Raw genomic sequence first — 15,740 nt, forward strand, 5'->3', positions numbered from 1 at the left:
TGCGCGTGTCATGCGTTGCCCTTGCAGGAGCGCTGGCGCTGTTGAGCGCTGGCTGCACCCAAGAACCAGGGATCATCTACGGCCCGTGTACGCCCGAAGAGATTGCCAACCATCGCCGCGGCTGTGAGCCGGACGGCGGCCAGGGCGGCGACGGCGGCCAGGGCGGCGACGGCGGCCAGGGCGGCGACGGCGGTGAGGGCGGCGACGGCGGCCAGGGCGGCGACGGCGGCCAGGGCGGCGACGGCGGTGAGGCGCACAGCGCGCTGTGCTCCGGCCAGTGCGTCTCCCCCGCGCCGCTCGGCTGGTCCGGCCCGGCGCTCCTCTGGTTCGGCCCGCCGGAGGCCACCCCCGACTGCCCGGCCGCCGCGCCGACGATCGGGTACGAGGGCTTCGCCGAGCTCGAGCAGGCGCCGATGACGTGCCCGACCTGCGCGTGCGACCCGGCCGAGGTCTCGTGCGCGCTCCCCACCGCGTGGGCCGCATCGTCGTCGTCCTCGTGCCCCGGCGACGAGCCAGGCGCCGTCGCCACGTCGTTCGCCGCGCCCGACGCATGGGACGGCGCCTGCAGCGCCGAGAGCGCCATCCCGGCCGATCAGCGCTGCAACGGCGAGCCCTGCGTACAGTCGCTGACGGTCGCGGCGCCCTCGCTCGCGGCCGGCGCGTGTACGCCACGCATCGAGGTCCCGCAGGCCATCCCCCAGGAGGCACCCCGGTGGGCGACGCGCGCGAAGGCCTGCGTCGCCGGGGCGCACACCGCGTGCGCCGACGCGACGACCTGCGCGCCGGCAGCGCCGCCCGGGTTCCTGACCTGCATCTATCACGAGGGCGACGCCGGCTGTCCGGAGGGCTACGCCCGGAGGCATGTCTTCTACAGGGGCGTGCTCGACGGCCGCGATTGCACCGCCTGCAGCTGCGGCGACCCGACCGGCGCCTCGTGCACGATCATGGCGTCCGTGTACCGCGACGCGGCGTGCACCGACCTTGTCGCGTCGACCCTGGTCAGCTCGAGTGTCCCGTTCTGCGGGGTGACGCCGCCCGGCGTCGGCCTGGGGAGCAAGTCGGCCGCGGTCGTGGCGGTGGAGCCGGGCGCGTGCGCGCCGCAGGGCGGCGAGCCCGTCGGCGAGCTCCAGCCGGCCGAGCCGTCCACGTTCTGCTGCATCGCCTGAGCTCGCCGGATCCGCCGCCCGGCGGAGCCGCCGCGGCGCGGTAGGAGGTCTAGAGGTCTAGACGAACGCCGGCCTGCCTGCTCCGGTGCCGTGGGCGGATCTGAGCTTCACCTCGCCGCTTTATCCGGCGGCTCTTCGAGCAAAATTCGAGGGAACCAGTGTCCGGCCGCACCTTCCTTCGTATAAAACTCCCCTTCTTCTGCGACGCCTTCCAGGAGGATCGGCACGAGATACAGCAGACTCGTCAGCGCCTGGATCGAGTCTTCTCCTGATCCAGAGCGACGCTGCACCGCGCCTTTCGGCCCGACAATCTCGCACGGAGCGCGCCAACAGCCTCTGGATAGATACGGATGTCCCAGGCGCACGATGACCTTTTCCTCGCTGCCATCCTTCCTCTTCAGCGTCAGCTCTCGCTCACCAAGAACATCCACTTTTGCAAGCATCAGCTCGTTGCTGAACCTGGAGACGTGGTCCAATGCGACTCTCGACCCGAAGCGCCAAGCTTCCGTCTCCTCTGTAGCCTCCTGCTCTACGGGTTCGTTGCCGTCGGGCAGCTCAACGGATCCGTGTTCCGTCATGGCCTCGAGGTGAGCATCGAGAATCAGGAACGCGTGCAAGAGGGCCTGAGCCTGGTCCAGGCCGTGCGCCTGGTCGGCCATACAGGATTTTCCTGCTTGCTCCACTTGGACGTCTACATACCATGTACCGTCGCCTCCTGGTTCTGGATGGCCGAATCGGGCGACTACCGTCTGAGCCGGTGAGCCGTCGGAAGGCTTGAACACCAGCTTCCGCTCTCCGAGGATTTTGTCCATGCGTCGTCCGATACTCGCTACGGACGCCCAGTCAAGCGGGAGAAGCGTCCGCCCAAGCTCAAACGTGACTCTGTAGCTCTTCAGAGCGTGGCCCATACCACATGCCGTACTCAGCCACACTCGCGATTGAACGCTATGCGCCCTAGCCTATTGCGCAGGGTACATTCGCCTTTGTAGTACCACGGGCAACGTTCGTCGCAGTACAGCTCCCACCTGTCGTGCATAGCTGAACCGGCAGCCTCGCATCCCTTGCGACAATTTTTCTGGCATAGCCCGTATCCTTCCATCGACTCAGAGTGGCACTGCCGCCTGACATTTCTTGGAACACGGCCACAAAGCAGACTCCATCGCTGATGATATCGTTCGCACGCATCCTCACAGGTGCCTCGTGACAAGGGCTCGTCGAGCGCCTCAGCAGCCACCTCCTCCCGCGGCGCAGACGCAAACATCGAAGCGGGAGGCAAATAATCCACGCTCGCCTCCTGAACATCCAGTTCTGACGGTTCATGCGCGGTCTGCTCGGCTGGATTCACCACGCAACCAACGCACAATACGGCAAACATGGCCTCGATGGATTCGACAACATTCATGCTTCCTCCCGCGACGATCGACCGATCACCAACGACGTCCATAGGACATTATCGAGAGCCCATAAGTAGCCCGCGATTCGCTCAGAGGTGCGCCATGGTTTGATATGGGAAACACACGAGATCTTGTCGTTCAGGTACCAGCGGCACGTCCGTTATCACCGGATTGGACGAAAGCACAGCAGCGCGGTCGCTGCTGAGGCCCGGGGCGCAGCATGGGCGGGTGCCGCCGGCATCGAGGTGAGCATGGGCGAGCCTGCATCCGGATCTACTCGAGCCGCTCGGGGATCTCCTTGTGCACGCGGCATCCCGGAGTCAGCTGTGGATCACGACGCACTCCCGCCCGCTGGCAGAGCGGATCCGGAAGGCGGCGCCCTGCCGGCTCATCGAGCCTGGCGAGAGAGGTGGAGAGACGGTGCTGGCAGGCGGCGCGGAGGAGAAGGAATGACGTCCGCCCCCGCGTGAGCCCTGCGAGCGGAGCCGGCGTCCGATCGGCGCTCTAGGGTTCCCGCACGGGCTCGTCGTCTTCGTCGTCGCCGAAGAGCACGCCGACCTGCAGCGGAGTCGTCTCGAACGGCTCGGCCCGGACCTGCTCGCCGCGCTCGGCGGCGAGGATCTCGACGTAACCTTCCTGCGCCCAGCGATAGACAGACAGGGTCTCTTCCTCGGGATCGAGGATCCAGGTGTGCGGAACCTGGTGCCGGTGATAGACGCGCTTCTTCTTGATGAGATCGTTCCGCTTGTTCGTCGAGAGGACCTCGCAGATCCAATCCGGGCGCACCATGATCGGGATACCGCGCGGGCGCTCCTGGACGCGGTGTCGTCGCCAGCCGACCACGTCGGGGCGGACGGTGTTCGCGGCGTCGAAGTGGACGTCGACCTCGGTGGCGAACCACCATCCTCCGGGCCTGCGCCCGCCGGGGCGCTGATCGTAGGGGTCGACGTAGGCGGAGAGCTTGCGCTGCACGGCCCCGTGCTCGCCGGTCGCGGCCCCCTTCTCGACGATGCTGCCGTCGATGAGCTCGTGGCGCCGCTCCTCCTCCGGGATCGCAAGGAGATCCTCCAAGGTCGCGGGACGGGCAGCCTTCGGCCCGGATGCGGTCATGCCCCGACGGTAGCAAATCCCTTTGGGCGGCGCCTGACGCGACGTGCTGCCAGCTCTGCCCGCGCCACCGGCGCAGCGAGCGGCATCGGTCGGGCCACGGCGCGCTTGCTGGAGGCGCGCGGCGCCGCGGTCGTGGCGAGGGCATCACCCCGGCGGTCAAGGAGCTGGCCGCCGGACTTCGGGTGGGCGGAACTAAGGGGTCGTGGGCGCGGCCGTCGTGGGCGCGGGCCCGGGCGCCGCGGCCGGCTTGCCGTTGGCCTCCGCCGGCTTGCCGTTGGCCTCCGCCGGCTTGCCGTTGGCCTCCGCCGGCTTGCCGTTGGCCTGTATGACCCTCATGCCCGGTCGCTGGCGATGCGCCCGTCGACGATCTCAATCACGCGGTCGCACTTGTCGGCGATGCGCGGATCATGAGTGACGACCAGGAACGTCGTGCCGAGCTCGCGGTTGAACCGCCGCATCAACGCGAACACCTCCGCCGACGACTCGGTATCGAGGTTCCCCGTCGGCTCGTCGGCGAGGACGAGCGGCGGTCGGCGCGACAGCGCCCGTGCGATGGCCACGCGTTGCTGCTGGCCGCCCGACAGCGCGGTCGCCCTGAAGTGCATCCGGTCGGCGAGCCCCACCGCTCCGAGCAGCTCGGCCGCGCGCTCCTTCATGATCGGCGAAGGGAATCCTTCGTCGCCCCAGGCGGGCAGCATGACGTTCTCGAGCGCGGTGAACATCGGCAAGAGGTGATGGAACTGGAACACGAAGCCGAGCGTCCGCGCGCGAAGCCGGGTGAGGCTCGCCTCGTCGAGCCCCGTCGTGTCCTTACCGTCGACGACCACGCGCCCGCGCGTCGGCCGATCGAGGAGGCCAATGACGTTGAGCAGGGTGCTCTTGCCGGAGCCGGACGGACCGATCAGCGCGGCAAACTCGCCCTTCTCGATCCGGAGATCGACTCCATCGAGCGCGCGCGTGACGACGGCCTGGCCGTATTCCTTCACCGCACCTTCCACGACGAGCAGCGGATCAGCCATTGCGGATCGCCGACGCCGGATCGAGCATCGAGGCACGCCGCGCGGGGAGCACGGCGGCGAGGAGCCCCACGCCGATCGCGAGGGCGGTCGCGAGCACGAAGAGCTGGAGATCGAGCTGAACGGGAAACTTCGCGGCGCCGTCGGGCCCGCGCACGAGGCCCTCGAAGAGCTTCGACAGGAGCGCTCCGAGCGCCGATCCGACGAGCGACCCGAGGAGCCCGAGGACGGCGCCCTGGATCAGGAAGATGCGCAGGACGCGGCCCCGCGACGTGCCGACCGCGCGGAGGATGCCAATCTCGCGCGACTTCTGGACGACCGACACGATGAGCACGCTCGCGATTCCGAGCGCGACCGCGAGGATGACGAAGAACTGGATCATGCTCTTCGAGCTGCTCTGCGCCGAGAGGCCGGTGAGCAGCTCGGCGTTGATCTTCATCCAGCTGTCCGCCTGCAGCCCCGTCCTTCCGCGCAGCTCGCCCGCGACGGCCTCGGCGGCGAACACGTCGGCGACCTTGAGCTCGATCGACGTCGCGCCGCCGGGGAGCGCGTAGAGCGTCTGCGCCCTGCGGAGCGACGTGATCACCCAGGTCTTGTCGACCGCCTCGTTCCCGAGCGAGAAGACGCCCGTGATCGCGACGACATCGTCGATCCCTTCGGTCGTCGTGATCCGGATCTTGTCGCCGACGCCGACGCCGAGCTCGCTCGCGAGCACGGCGCCGATGACCGCGTCGCCCCCGGCGACGTCGAACCGGCCCGCGAGCAGGCGCCTCCGGACGTCGATGATCGCGAGGAAGCGCTCGGGATCGACGCCGCGCACGACGACGGCGTTCTTCGCCTCGGCGCGCACGGCGAAGCCGGCGCCCACGATCGCCGGCGACGCAGCGATGACGCCGGCGGCGCGCTCCGCGTCGGCCATGACGAGCGGCCACTGGTCGATGGAGCGAAGGCGCTGCGGCGCGGGCTGCACGGAGCGCGCGACGGCGCGATCGGGCGAGGGATCGACGAGCGGGCGCGCCGCTTCGCGCTGCACCCGCAACGTGATGTGCGGCTGCGAGCCGAGCGTCTTGTCGATGAGCGACGCCTGGAGGCCGTTGATCAGCGCGGAGAGGAAGACGATCACGCTCACGCCCACCGACACCGCCGCGAGGATCAGCGCGGTCTGCCCCTTCGCGTCACGCAGGTAACGGAGCGCCACGAACCATTCGAACGGCATCTCAATCGCGCTCCGCGCGCACGCGCTGGCCCGGCGCAAGGCCCCGTCCGTCGGGCAACACGACGACGCTCCCCTCGTCGAGTCCCTCGACGACCTCGATGGCGCCCTCGCCGCGGATGCCCAGCTTCACGTCCTTGCGCGCGAGGCGATCGTCCTCGACCGCGAACAGCCAGGGCGCCGGCGTCGCCGCGTCGCGCACGGCGTCGCTCGGAACGACGAGCGCCTTCTCGCGCCGGGCGACCGAGAGATCGATGGAGACGGTCATGTCGGGCAAGAGAAAGGCTGGCGCGTGCGGCACCGAGAGGCGCACCTCGACGCTGCCTCTCTGCGGATCGATGGAAGGCGCGATGTAGGTCACCTCGGCGTCGAACACCTGTTGCGGATAGGCGTCCGCGGACGCGCGCGCCTTCTGCCCCAGCGCGATCCACGCGAGGTTCCGCTCATCGGGCTGGAAGACGAGCTGCGGGCTCCCGTCGGCGGCGAGCACCATCAACGTTCGCGCCGGCTGCACGACGTCGCCTGGCTCCACGGAGCGCGTGAGCACGACGCCGTCCTGGTGCGCCACGATCCGCGTCTGCGCGAGGCGAACGGTCGCGCCGACGTGCTGCGCCTGCGCCTGGAGGAGCGCGGTCAGCGCGACGCGGGAGTCCGCGCCCATCGGCGTGGACGCGATGCGTTGCGCCTCCGCAGCGACCTTTTGCGCGCGCGCGAGCTCGACGCTTTGCTGGGCGTTGTCGAGCTCGGCCTGAGCGACCGCCCCCGACGCCGAGAGCTCTCGCACCCGCGCGAGCTCGACCTCGGCGCGCTCGAGTTTCGTCTCCGCTTGCCGGAGCGCCTCCGTCGCGACGATCGCGCCGACGCGGCGGAGCTGCTCGACGCGCGCGCTCGCCTGATCGACGGCGGCCTTCGCCTGGGACGCCGCCGCGCGCGCCTCGGCGTCGTCGATCTGCACGAGGAGATCGCCCGCCTTCACGCGTTGCCCCTCGATCGCGCCGACCGCGACCACGAGGCCCGGGACCTGCGCCGCGACCTGAACGCGCGTCGGCACCCTCACCCGCCCGCTCGCGACGATGCGCTGCTCGAGATCCTTTCGAGCGGCCACGGCGACCTTCACCGTGGGTCCACGCGCGCGCACCGCCATCACGATCGTGAAGGCCGCGAGCAGCGCGATCAGGATCCAGAGCCCAGGCCGCCGGAAGAGCGTCCGCATCTGTCGAACGGTCTACCACCGAACCGGCGCGGCCTGCGAGGCCCGCCACGCGGAACGTGGGCGCAGGAGAGAAGACGAAGCCCCCGAGGCGTGTACCTGGTGGGGTGGCGCAGGCGCGCCAAGCCGAGGGCGCTGCTGTGTGGGTTCTGGCGGCGGTGGCCGCGCACTCAGCGGGTTGCCGGTCCGCTCCGACCCGGCGGCGACAATGATCCCCCTCAGCGCGGCGATCTGATGGTCAAGAGCGCTCTCAGGTCGAGCACCATGCGGCAGGGAACCTCGTCCCCCAGCCGGGCGAGCCCGAACCGCTCATAGAAGCGCGCTGCGTTGGCATCCATGGCGTCTGTCACGAACAATCGGAACGCCACGGGGCCCGTGTGCGCGAGCTGGAGCGTCAGGCCGAGCGCCTCCTCGAAGAGATATCGGCCGAGCCCCTGCCCCTGAACACGGGCATCGACCGCGAGCCGCGCGAGGAGCACCCCGGGAACAGGGAAGCGCGGGAGCCGATCCACCTCCGGCAGCGCCGTGACTGTGGCGCGCTCGACGCGCACGACCGACAGGCTGAAGTAGCCTCCGAGGCGCGTTCCACCCGAAACCTCATCGATGGCCAGGTACGTCCGCGCGAGCCTGTCCTTCTCGGCATGCCGGAGCGCGAACCGCTTGAGGTACTCGCTCGACGAGCGAAGCATGCTGGTTCTGGAAGTCGGCGATCAGAGCACGATGCGACCGGCTGAGCGCCTCGATGCCGAGAGTCATGGTTCAGGCAGCCGGCTTCTTCCAGCGAAGCTTCGGCGGACGACGCTTCGGGTTCGCCAGGTTCGCCAGCGTCTCGCGGAGCGCGGGAGGCGGCTCGAAGCCGTGATCGAGGACGCTGGCCAGGTGCATCATCTCGGCTTCGCTCAGCGCGAGGCGCTCGCCCACCGGCTCCTGCCGTCTGGCGCGGAGGCGCGCGATCGCAGGATGAACGAGCGGCTCCACCTCCTCGCCACGACGCGCCTCGATGGCTCGCCCTTGCTCGGCCTGCCGCACGACCCATCCGGCGAGCGCGGCGACCTCACGCAGAAGGTCGGCTTTCTGGTTGGGCTCGAGCCCGAGCCGCTCCCGCAGCATCTCCAGCTCGGCGTCGAGGACGCTGTTGGTCAGGGCCTGGAAGCGGGACATGGCGACCTCCGGATGAGTAAACTATTACTCCCTGAGGCACGTGGCGCAGGGACCTTCGGAGAGTCTGCAGACGTTCGTCACCCGGCTGCCTCCAGGGCAGCGCTCACATCGGCCGGGTCGAACGCGGCGGTCGGGATGCCGGCCTCCGCGAGCCGTGCGGCGAACCCGAAACGCTCGATGCCCGCGATCTCCGAAGCCTTGGCCAGCGACACGCGGCCCTCCTCGTAGAGCCGTGCCGCGGCGGCGAAGGCGATCTCGGACGCCAGCCGTTCGGCCGGCACCTGCAGCGCTGCGCAGAGGTCGTCGGGCAGAGTCAGGGCGACGATGGTCATGCCTCGCGGGTATCGCCGAAGGCCCTCGGTGTCGAGATCGGTCCCCGCGACACGGCCGGCCCCGCCGCACGACGCCGGCAGCGCGGCGCCATGGGCTGCTACACTCGAATGCTCCACCCGCAAGTAACGAACGAGGACCTATCAGCGCTCGTCATGGATCTGGTCGCGTCGAGCCTGGTCAGCTCGAGCGTCCCATTCTGCGGCATAGCTCGGCCGACAGCGCGGCGGCGAGCGCGCTCGCGCAGAGCATCTCGTCCGCGCTCGACGCGGCCTCTCCCGCGACGCCCTTCGCGGACCTCGCGACGGCGCTGACCGGGGTGCGCACCGACGGCGCGCCGACCGACGTCGACGTGCGCACCGCCGCCGCGCTCGTGCATGCGGCCCTGACGCCACGCAGTCTCGGGCGGTACTGGCGAGTGAGCTCGGTCGGGGCGGCAGGCTTTGTCACGGCCCACCCCTCTTCGATCCGCGAGGTCTACGCGGCTTGGCTGCGGGCTTGGCGACGCCGCCCTCGAGTAGCTTCGCGGTCGTCGTGAGGTCATCGAGGTACCGCGCCGAGGCCTCCGTCTCCGTTGCGACGCGGCGCCGCTCGGCGAAGGCGTCGTACTGCGCGCCGGCCCATTCGAGGGCATCGTCGTGCGAGACGCTTCCAGCACCCACCAGCACGGGCAGCTCCGTGTCGGCGAGGAACTTGTCGAGGTCCGCCTCCCAGTCGGACATCCTGATGTCGCGCCTACGTTGCGCGCGAAACTCCGCGCGGTCCAGGAACATCACGACGATCCGATTCAGCGTGTCGATCTCCTTGGCGTCGAGGTAGTTCTTCGCCGTGCCGACGTCGCGCTTGAGGACGCGACCGCCGCGCCAGCTCGTCAGCCCCATGTTGGGCCTCTCGGCGTCTGCGCGGCGACGAACGATCTCGGCCGCCGTGAGGCCGGTCGCGGCGTAGTGCATCTTGTTCTGCATGAACGCGAAGAAACGCAGCGTGGCCTGGTCGCTCTCATCGTAGTCCGACGCGAGCGCAAAAATCTCGCGGATGCGCTGGTAGACCCGCGCTTCGCTCGCGCGGATCTCGCGGATGCGCGCGAGTAGCTCGTCGAAGTAGTCGGCGGCGCGGTCGGTGCGCTTGAGTCGGTCGTCGTCGAGTACGAAACCCTTGACGATGTACTCTTTGAGCCGCTCGGCCGCCCACTGCCGGAAGCGCACCGCCGCCGGGCTCCGGACCCGGAAACCGACGGCGATGACCACGTCGAGGTTGTAGTGCTCGACATCGCGGGCGACCTCGCGGCCCCCCTCGAGTTGAACTGTTCGGTACGACCGAACAGTTGCCCCCGGGTCGAGTTCGCCGTCCTCAAAGATGTGCTTGATGTGCTCGCTGATGGTTCCCTTGGCTTTGCCGAACAGATCCGTGAGCTGGCGCTGGTTGAGCCAGACGGTCTCGTGCTCGAGACGCACGTCGAGCTTCGTGCGACCGTCCTCGCTGCGGTAGAGCAGGATCTGCCCGGCGGGAACTTCACCCCTTGATCCAGCGCGCGTCACGACTTCCTCCGGGCGGCTGGCACCTGACTCGCTGCACCCTTCGCAGCCTTCTTACTTGTCGCCTTCTTCTTCATCGCGGCCTTTTTGCTTGTCGCGGCCTTCTTGCTTGTCGCCCTCTTCTTCGGCGCAGCCTTTTTGCTTGTCGCGGCCTTCTTGCTCGCCGCCTTCGTCCGCTGCGGCTCGAGATCCGCCTCGGTTAGCACCACATGCCACGCGTTGGACTGCTGTCGCTGGACAGCCACGAGCCACTCGGGTGGTGACGGGGGATAAGGACGCAGTTCCCGTTCGCCGAACGCGAACCACACGATGGTGCGGTCGCCCACGTACTGTTGAAGCAGGTCTTCTCGAACGTACAGGATGTCGCCCTCGAGTCCGTCGACGCCCCCGAGCGTGATCGTGGCTCTCGTCCCATCAGGCAAGACCTGGTCGAACCCCTGCGGAGCGCTCCGCAGGTCGAACCGCGAAGAGAAGCAGCGCGACGGTACACGCGCGCTCCCGGCTTCGTTCATCTCGCTGTGGTAGCTCTCCCAGGCATACCGGTGTGCGAGAGCCTCCACCTCGACGTCGTTCGTGCTGACGCGAACGCTCTCGCGGTAGGCATGCTCGAAATCGGAGTCGGCCAACGATTCGGCAGCGAAACTCGGATGCCACGGGATCTCGCCGGCGAACGTGTAGTGGTCGCTTGGAACGTCACGGGCCACCCATGGCCGCTCCCCGGCGTTCAGGGCGGCCACCAGGGCCGACACACCCTGCTTGCGCGTCACCAGCGCTGACAGGAACGCCCATGCCTCGCGCCCGAGCACCCTGTCGGAAGCTTTCACGAAGCCGTGGACGGCGACCCACGGTCCCTGATGCTCGCCGATCTTCTCTCGAACGACGAGCTGCCTAGGCACCTCGGTGCTGCTTCCGCGCACCCAACGCTCATGGCTCTCGACACTCGGATTGAGCCATGCCTGCGGAACCGTCGGCTCCCCATCCACTGCTGGTGGCTCAGGGAACGAAGGATCGATGTCGACGTCGGAGAGCCGTCTGCCATCATCTGGCAGGAGCCCCTGAGCCTCGAGCACGCCTGCGTAGGTGAAGAAGCCGATCCAGCCGTACTTCTTGCCGTAGCGCTCGGCGCGAGGACGATGCCCACGTCCTTCGGCCCGAAAGGCGTCATCTGCGATAGCGCGGTCCAATGGATCGAACGCCGCGGCTCTCCACCCGAGCGACCACACAACGCCGCAAATATGGGCCGCGGCCGCCTGGTGCCCCTGGTGATCCATGTCGTAGTTGCCACGATCGTCGAAGAGGCGTCCGAGCGTATAGTTCTCGAAGTCCATGTGGAGCGTGCGCCCCACCTCTTCCGCGCGCGCGTCGCCTGTGGAGATCGGCGGGACTGGCGACGGCGCCGCGAACGACCAGCGGCCACGCAGGCTGTCGGGAACCACGGCGTCGTAGAACTTCGTGGCAAACGCGACAATGCCTCGCACATAAAGGCGCGCGAGGTAGTGAGTCGTCGGCGCCGTCGCCGCGGGGCCCACCAGCGCGCGCATGAGTTGGTTGAGGAACGGCTTCAGGCATACCCCGAGCTCGGCGTCTGCCCGCTGGTGGCTCATCACGACGCCATACGAGGCCGCAAGCATGCGCTCGCTGACGTAGGCATCGTTCACTGTGAGCGAGTCGATGGTCAGCTCGAAGAGTCCTTCTGGATCGGTTCGACCAAGCCAGTAGAGCGCCCGTGTGGCCTGGTCGCGCAGGCGCCTGACTGTGCTCGTGAGCGTCCACATGATCCAGCGAGCACGAAGCCGGTCGCCTGTGCGCGCTCCACCTCCCCGCCAACGCTGCTCCAAACGTTCGAGATCGCTGAGCAGCTTCTCCTGGTGCCTTCGAAGCCATTCCGTCCAACTCAAGTCGCGGTCCGCGACGTCCAACGGCCGCAAAACCCGATCCAACGCCTCGGCGTTGAGCGGATGACTTACCGCCCCGCGCACTTCACGGAGCTTCTGGAGGAGCTCTGGATCCCCCTGGCGAACCAGATCGAGCAGCGCCTCGACGGTAGCTGCGTCCAAGTAGGCGGCCTCGAGCCCAGCAGCGAATCGCAAGGCCCGAGCGCGGAGCGGTTCCTCGACCAATTGCCAGAGCTGCTTGGCATGGAGGCGCCGAGGAAGCTGACCGACGAGCGAGTACACGACATCGTCGGCGAGAGGGTGCCGCTGGTCGAAATCTCCGCCTAGGAGGGTCGTCGTGGATGCGTCTCGGATCCAGGACTCGAGGCCAACCTGTCCGTGACGCGAGAGAAGAGCACTCGCGATGATGTGACCGCCAAGCCGGTCGTACGCAGGAGCATAGGCGCCGGTGCCGTCGGAGGGCATGCGCAACAGGGCCCCCTCGTGCTCGAGCGCGCGCACGATGCTCTGATCCCAGGGGCGTCCTTCATCACCAAGCGCCCGGCGCAGTTCGTCGATCTCAAGAAAGCGGGTCCGGTTGTCCCAGAGGGTGCTGGCAACGAGCCCCAGCGCCGCGCGGACATCCTGCGCGTAGTATCGCTCTGTTCGAGGGGCCAACTCGGCAATCCGGTTGCCCACTTGATCGAGGTAGCGGTCGAACAACGCGGTCAGCGATCCCGGCATTGCATTGACCCCGACCACCTTCACTCGCGTCGGGTTCGTCACCTCGCAGAACAGTCGCAAGGTCAGTGGATGCTTGAGGAGTTCCAGCGGGATCGAAGCATCGGTTGCCTCGATCTTGTAGAAGCGAAAGTGCGCCCGGATCGCCTCAATGGTTTCAGCTCCGTAGCCCTCAATCTCGACGTACCGAGTGTTCGGTGGAAGGGCCTCCGCGGCGAACTCTGGCCGCAACGTGCACACCAAGAGGACGTAGGGGTACTTCGCCAGCGTGCTCTCCACCTCAGCGAGCAGCGGCTTCCATTCTCGTGGGTCCTCGGACTCGTTGAGCCCATCGATGACCACAGGCAAACGATGCCGTGCTCGTTGCCCCGCCGCGTCTACTGCCGCGAGCAGGGACTCCATGCTCGGGACAGGGTGGGCCGCGATCGATACCCGTCGCGCCAAGTTATCGAGCGTGTGGTTCGCGTGAAGGTCGCGACCGTGAAGCAGCACGCCGTGAGGGCGCGCGTCGGTACCTGCGGTAAGCTGCGCTGCGAGTTGGGTCTTGCCACAGCCTGCCGGGGCAAGGACCGCGACGACACGCGAGGAGAACGCAGCTTCGGCATCGGCGAGCAGTCGCAGCGCCTCACGGCAACCGCCGACGGCGTTCGTCACGTACAGACTGGCCAGGTGATTGCCCGAGCGCAGCCGTCGAGGTGCCGTCGTGACGTCCGGACGTAGCGTGCGCGGTCGCGACGAGATCTCGTCGCGAAGCAAGTCGAGATCGCCATCGCATATACCGCCAGCGACTCGCTCGAGCGCATCAGCAGACTGCCTCCCCATCTCGACAACACTCGCCACCACAGGAGCAAGAGGGACGGGCACCGCCGGCGCGCTCTCTATAGCTTGCATCTGCGAGCGCAGCTCCGCAGCCTGCGCGCGGAGCGCATCCCAAGAATCGGACTCTCCAAGCATGCGGCGCAGCGCGCGTTCTGCGTCGAGAACGTGATGGACGTCAGCCTGCCACCTCGCTCGGATCGGGGCGACCGACTGCTCATGCCGTTCGCGTAGGATTTCCGGCGTCAGCACCAGCTCGCCAAAGTAGGTGCCACGGAGAGCAATGGCCTGGCCGACGAGGAGGTTGTCGATCTCGTCTCCGGTCCAGAGGTGCAGCGTCATCTTCGACGCGATGTTCTTCAACCACTTCTGGTCCGCGCTGGTCAGCGTGCGGCGCGTCCACAGAACCCAGTCCGTGACTCCGGGGACATGGGCCTCCGTCCTGCGGATCCCCTCCTCGATCTTTGTCCTTCTGCTCGACCCGAGTTCGCCACTGGCTGGAAGCTCGTACCACTTGCACTGCCACCCCCACCAGCGCCCTGGATCTCCAAGGGCATCACAGCGTCGTTCGAGCTTCAGGTGAAACTCGACGCCCGGCTGATTCGCGAGGGCCCGAAGCACACCGTAACTTCCGAAGTTCTGGCGAACGACGCCCCGGCAGAGCAGCTCGAAATTCTTCTCGGCGCTCCCTGGCAGCGTGGCGAAGGCGTCCCAGTTCAGTGCGGGCATGGCGACTCCGACACGGCTCACTTCCCCCGGCCGTAGCCAGTTCCTGGGTGTTCGTGCGCGGAATAGACTTCAATCCGTGCTCCGCGGAGAAACATGACCTTGAGGAAGGCGGAAATATCGAGTTCCTCGGTCGTGACGACGACCTGGTTACCCACAACCTTCACGGCGACCTCGTAGGCGAACTGCTCGAGTTCTTGAGGCCCGACCGAGCCGATGTTCAGACGCATCAAAAGGTCGAGCATATCCTGGCCGTAGCGGTCAGATGGACTGCCGATGACCAGCGTTCCCTTCTCTTGATCTTCCGCGACCTGCTTCGAGATGGCGTCGATAACCTCCTTCGCCTTGGTGGCCTCGGTCGCGTCCTCGAAGTGGCCGATCATCACCAGGTTCGCGGAGTGTTCGGAGCCGTGCTGGTACCAGATCTTCATGCGTCGTTCTCCGCGAGTTCGTGAGCGAGATGGTCGAGCGCCGCGAGTACCCCGCCCTCACCTATCGGCACTCCTGCCGCATGGTAGGAGGTCGCCTTGAGCACGCCTGCCGCGTCGATGTGCGCGTAGGCGCGAAGGCCGCGTTCCTCCAGCAACGGATCGCAGGTCGGGAAGCCGTCGGCGCTCCTCTCGTTGATGCAGAGCCTCAGGGAGCCCCGGTACGCTTCCACCCAGCACCGCAGCTCCTGCAACATGTGCGCACCGACTCCTGGCTGGCCGCGCGCTGGCACCTGCGGCAAGAGCAGGAGCTCGCACGCGCCGGAATCGGCAGCGACAGCGGCGGCCGCGTCGAGGTCCGGCAGCGTGCGCTCGTTCACGACGACGTTGATGCCGAAGCGACAAATAGTGCGGACCAGCGTCAGGCGGCCTTGCAGTTCGCGGAAGGAGCGCCGTCGGATCGCCTCGTAGGTCGCCCCGACTCCATCCATGCTCACTCGGATGAAGTGGACGCTGCCCGTGAGCTCCTCGGCGAGGGCTTCATCGATGTGATGCCCGTGCGTCGTGAACGACACCGAGAGTCGTGTCTCGCGCGCCGCGAACCCGCACAGCTCCACGAAGTCGGGGTAGAGCGTTGGCTCACCTCCGCCGAAGCCCACTCCGAGCGCGCCGCTTGCATCGAGCTCCGAGAGCCAGCGTGTAACGTTCTGGTAGCGAAGCTCGTCGCGAGACTTGGGGGCGTAGCAATGCGCACACGCGAGATCGCACCGGTTCGTGAGTGCAATCGAAACTTGGCGTGGCGCGCGCGAGTAGAGCGAGGCTGGAACGGGAACCTCGTCGAGCAGGACGTTCAGGCCGGTGGTGCGGTCGAAGAGGTGCACGCCTGACGGTGAGCATCGCTGCTTCCACTGGCGTCGGGGAGCTGCGGCCCTGTGGCGATCCGCACCCGTGAGCGCACCGCCGGTGTCACTGAGGACGCAACAGAGCGCTTCGAGCGTGGCGTCAAGTCGAGCTCTTGCC

General features: G+C 67.7%; 14 protein-coding genes. 1 reads left to right on the forward strand and 13 read right to left on the reverse strand.

Going from position 1 to position 15,740, the window contains the following annotated elements; all coding sequences use genetic code 11:
* Window positions 1–41: 41 nt before the first annotated feature.
* Entirely contained in the window at window positions 42–1,166 is a 1,125-nt protein-coding gene (locus WME76_RS46165; RefSeq protein WP_437962589.1) for a hypothetical protein, read from the forward strand.
* A gap of 107 nt (window positions 1,167–1,273) precedes the next feature.
* Here the strand turns inward: WME76_RS46165 and WME76_RS46170 are convergent, their stop codons facing one another.
* The 13 genes from WME76_RS46170 to WME76_RS46230 all read right to left on the reverse strand — a co-directional run bounded on the left by WME76_RS46170 (window position 1,274) and on the right by WME76_RS46230 (window position 15,601).
* Window positions 1,274–1,978: a DUF6968 family protein gene (locus WME76_RS46170; RefSeq protein WP_437962590.1), complete on the reverse strand. Its 705-nt coding sequence runs from the start codon at window positions 1,976–1,978 to the stop codon at window positions 1,274–1,276.
* Window positions 1,979–3,064: 1,086 nt separating this feature from the next.
* Window positions 3,065–3,670 (reverse strand): Uma2 family endonuclease, encoded by a 606-nt coding sequence (locus WME76_RS46175; protein WP_437962591.1) that lies wholly within the window; start codon window positions 3,668–3,670, stop codon window positions 3,065–3,067.
* A gap of 192 nt (window positions 3,671–3,862) precedes the next feature.
* Window positions 3,863–4,006 (reverse strand): hypothetical protein, encoded by a 144-nt coding sequence (locus WME76_RS46180; RefSeq protein WP_437962592.1) that lies wholly within the window; start codon window positions 4,004–4,006, stop codon window positions 3,863–3,865.
* Window positions 4,003–4,689 (reverse strand): ABC transporter ATP-binding protein, encoded by a 687-nt coding sequence (locus tag WME76_RS46185; RefSeq protein ID WP_437962593.1) that lies wholly within the window; start codon window positions 4,687–4,689, stop codon window positions 4,003–4,005. Before WME76_RS46185 ends, WME76_RS46180 begins: the two co-directional genes overlap by 4 nt.
* The gene (locus WME76_RS46190) at window positions 4,682–5,902 is read right to left on the reverse strand and encodes an ABC transporter permease (RefSeq protein WP_437962594.1); all 1,221 of its coding nucleotides are present in this window, start codon (window positions 5,900–5,902) and stop codon (window positions 4,682–4,684) included. The genes WME76_RS46185 and WME76_RS46190 overlap by 8 nt, the downstream gene beginning before the upstream one ends.
* A gap of 1 nt (window position 5,903) precedes the next feature.
* Window positions 5,904–7,112: an efflux RND transporter periplasmic adaptor subunit gene (locus WME76_RS46195; protein ID WP_437962595.1), complete on the reverse strand. Its 1,209-nt coding sequence runs from the start codon at window positions 7,110–7,112 to the stop codon at window positions 5,904–5,906.
* Window positions 7,113–7,327: 215 nt separating this feature from the next.
* Window positions 7,328–7,798, reverse strand: a complete 471-nt coding sequence (locus tag WME76_RS46200) for a GNAT family N-acetyltransferase (RefSeq protein ID WP_437962596.1) — start codon at window positions 7,796–7,798, stop codon at window positions 7,328–7,330.
* A 70-nt stretch (window positions 7,799–7,868) separates the two neighbouring features.
* Window positions 7,869–8,270 (reverse strand): hypothetical protein, encoded by a 402-nt coding sequence (locus WME76_RS46205; protein WP_437962597.1) that lies wholly within the window; start codon window positions 8,268–8,270, stop codon window positions 7,869–7,871.
* Window positions 8,271–8,347: 77 nt separating this feature from the next.
* Complete coding sequence (locus WME76_RS46210) at window positions 8,348–8,602, reverse strand: UPF0175 family protein (RefSeq protein ID WP_437962598.1); 255 nt, start codon at window positions 8,600–8,602, stop codon at window positions 8,348–8,350.
* A 444-nt stretch (window positions 8,603–9,046) separates the two neighbouring features.
* The gene (locus tag WME76_RS46215; RefSeq protein ID WP_437962599.1) at window positions 9,047–10,138 is read right to left on the reverse strand and encodes a virulence RhuM family protein; all 1,092 of its coding nucleotides are present in this window, start codon (window positions 10,136–10,138) and stop codon (window positions 9,047–9,049) included.
* Entirely contained in the window at window positions 10,135–14,295 is a 4,161-nt protein-coding gene (locus WME76_RS46220; protein WP_437962600.1) for an NACHT domain-containing protein, read from the reverse strand. The genes WME76_RS46215 and WME76_RS46220 overlap by 4 nt, the downstream gene beginning before the upstream one ends.
* Before the next feature lie 17 nt (window positions 14,296–14,312).
* Window positions 14,313–14,723, reverse strand: a complete 411-nt coding sequence (locus WME76_RS46225) for a DUF6375 family protein (RefSeq protein WP_437962601.1) — start codon at window positions 14,721–14,723, stop codon at window positions 14,313–14,315.
* On the reverse strand, window positions 14,720–15,601 hold the full coding sequence (locus WME76_RS46230) for a radical SAM protein (protein WP_437962602.1): 882 nt from the start codon (window positions 15,599–15,601) through the stop codon (window positions 14,720–14,722). The genes WME76_RS46225 and WME76_RS46230 overlap by 4 nt, the downstream gene beginning before the upstream one ends.
* Window positions 15,602–15,740: the final 139 nt, after the last annotated feature.

It is taken from the genome of Sorangium sp. So ce119, from assembly GCF_051524405.1.
Lineage (GTDB): Bacteria > Myxococcota_A > Polyangia > Polyangiales > Polyangiaceae > Sorangium > Sorangium cellulosum_G.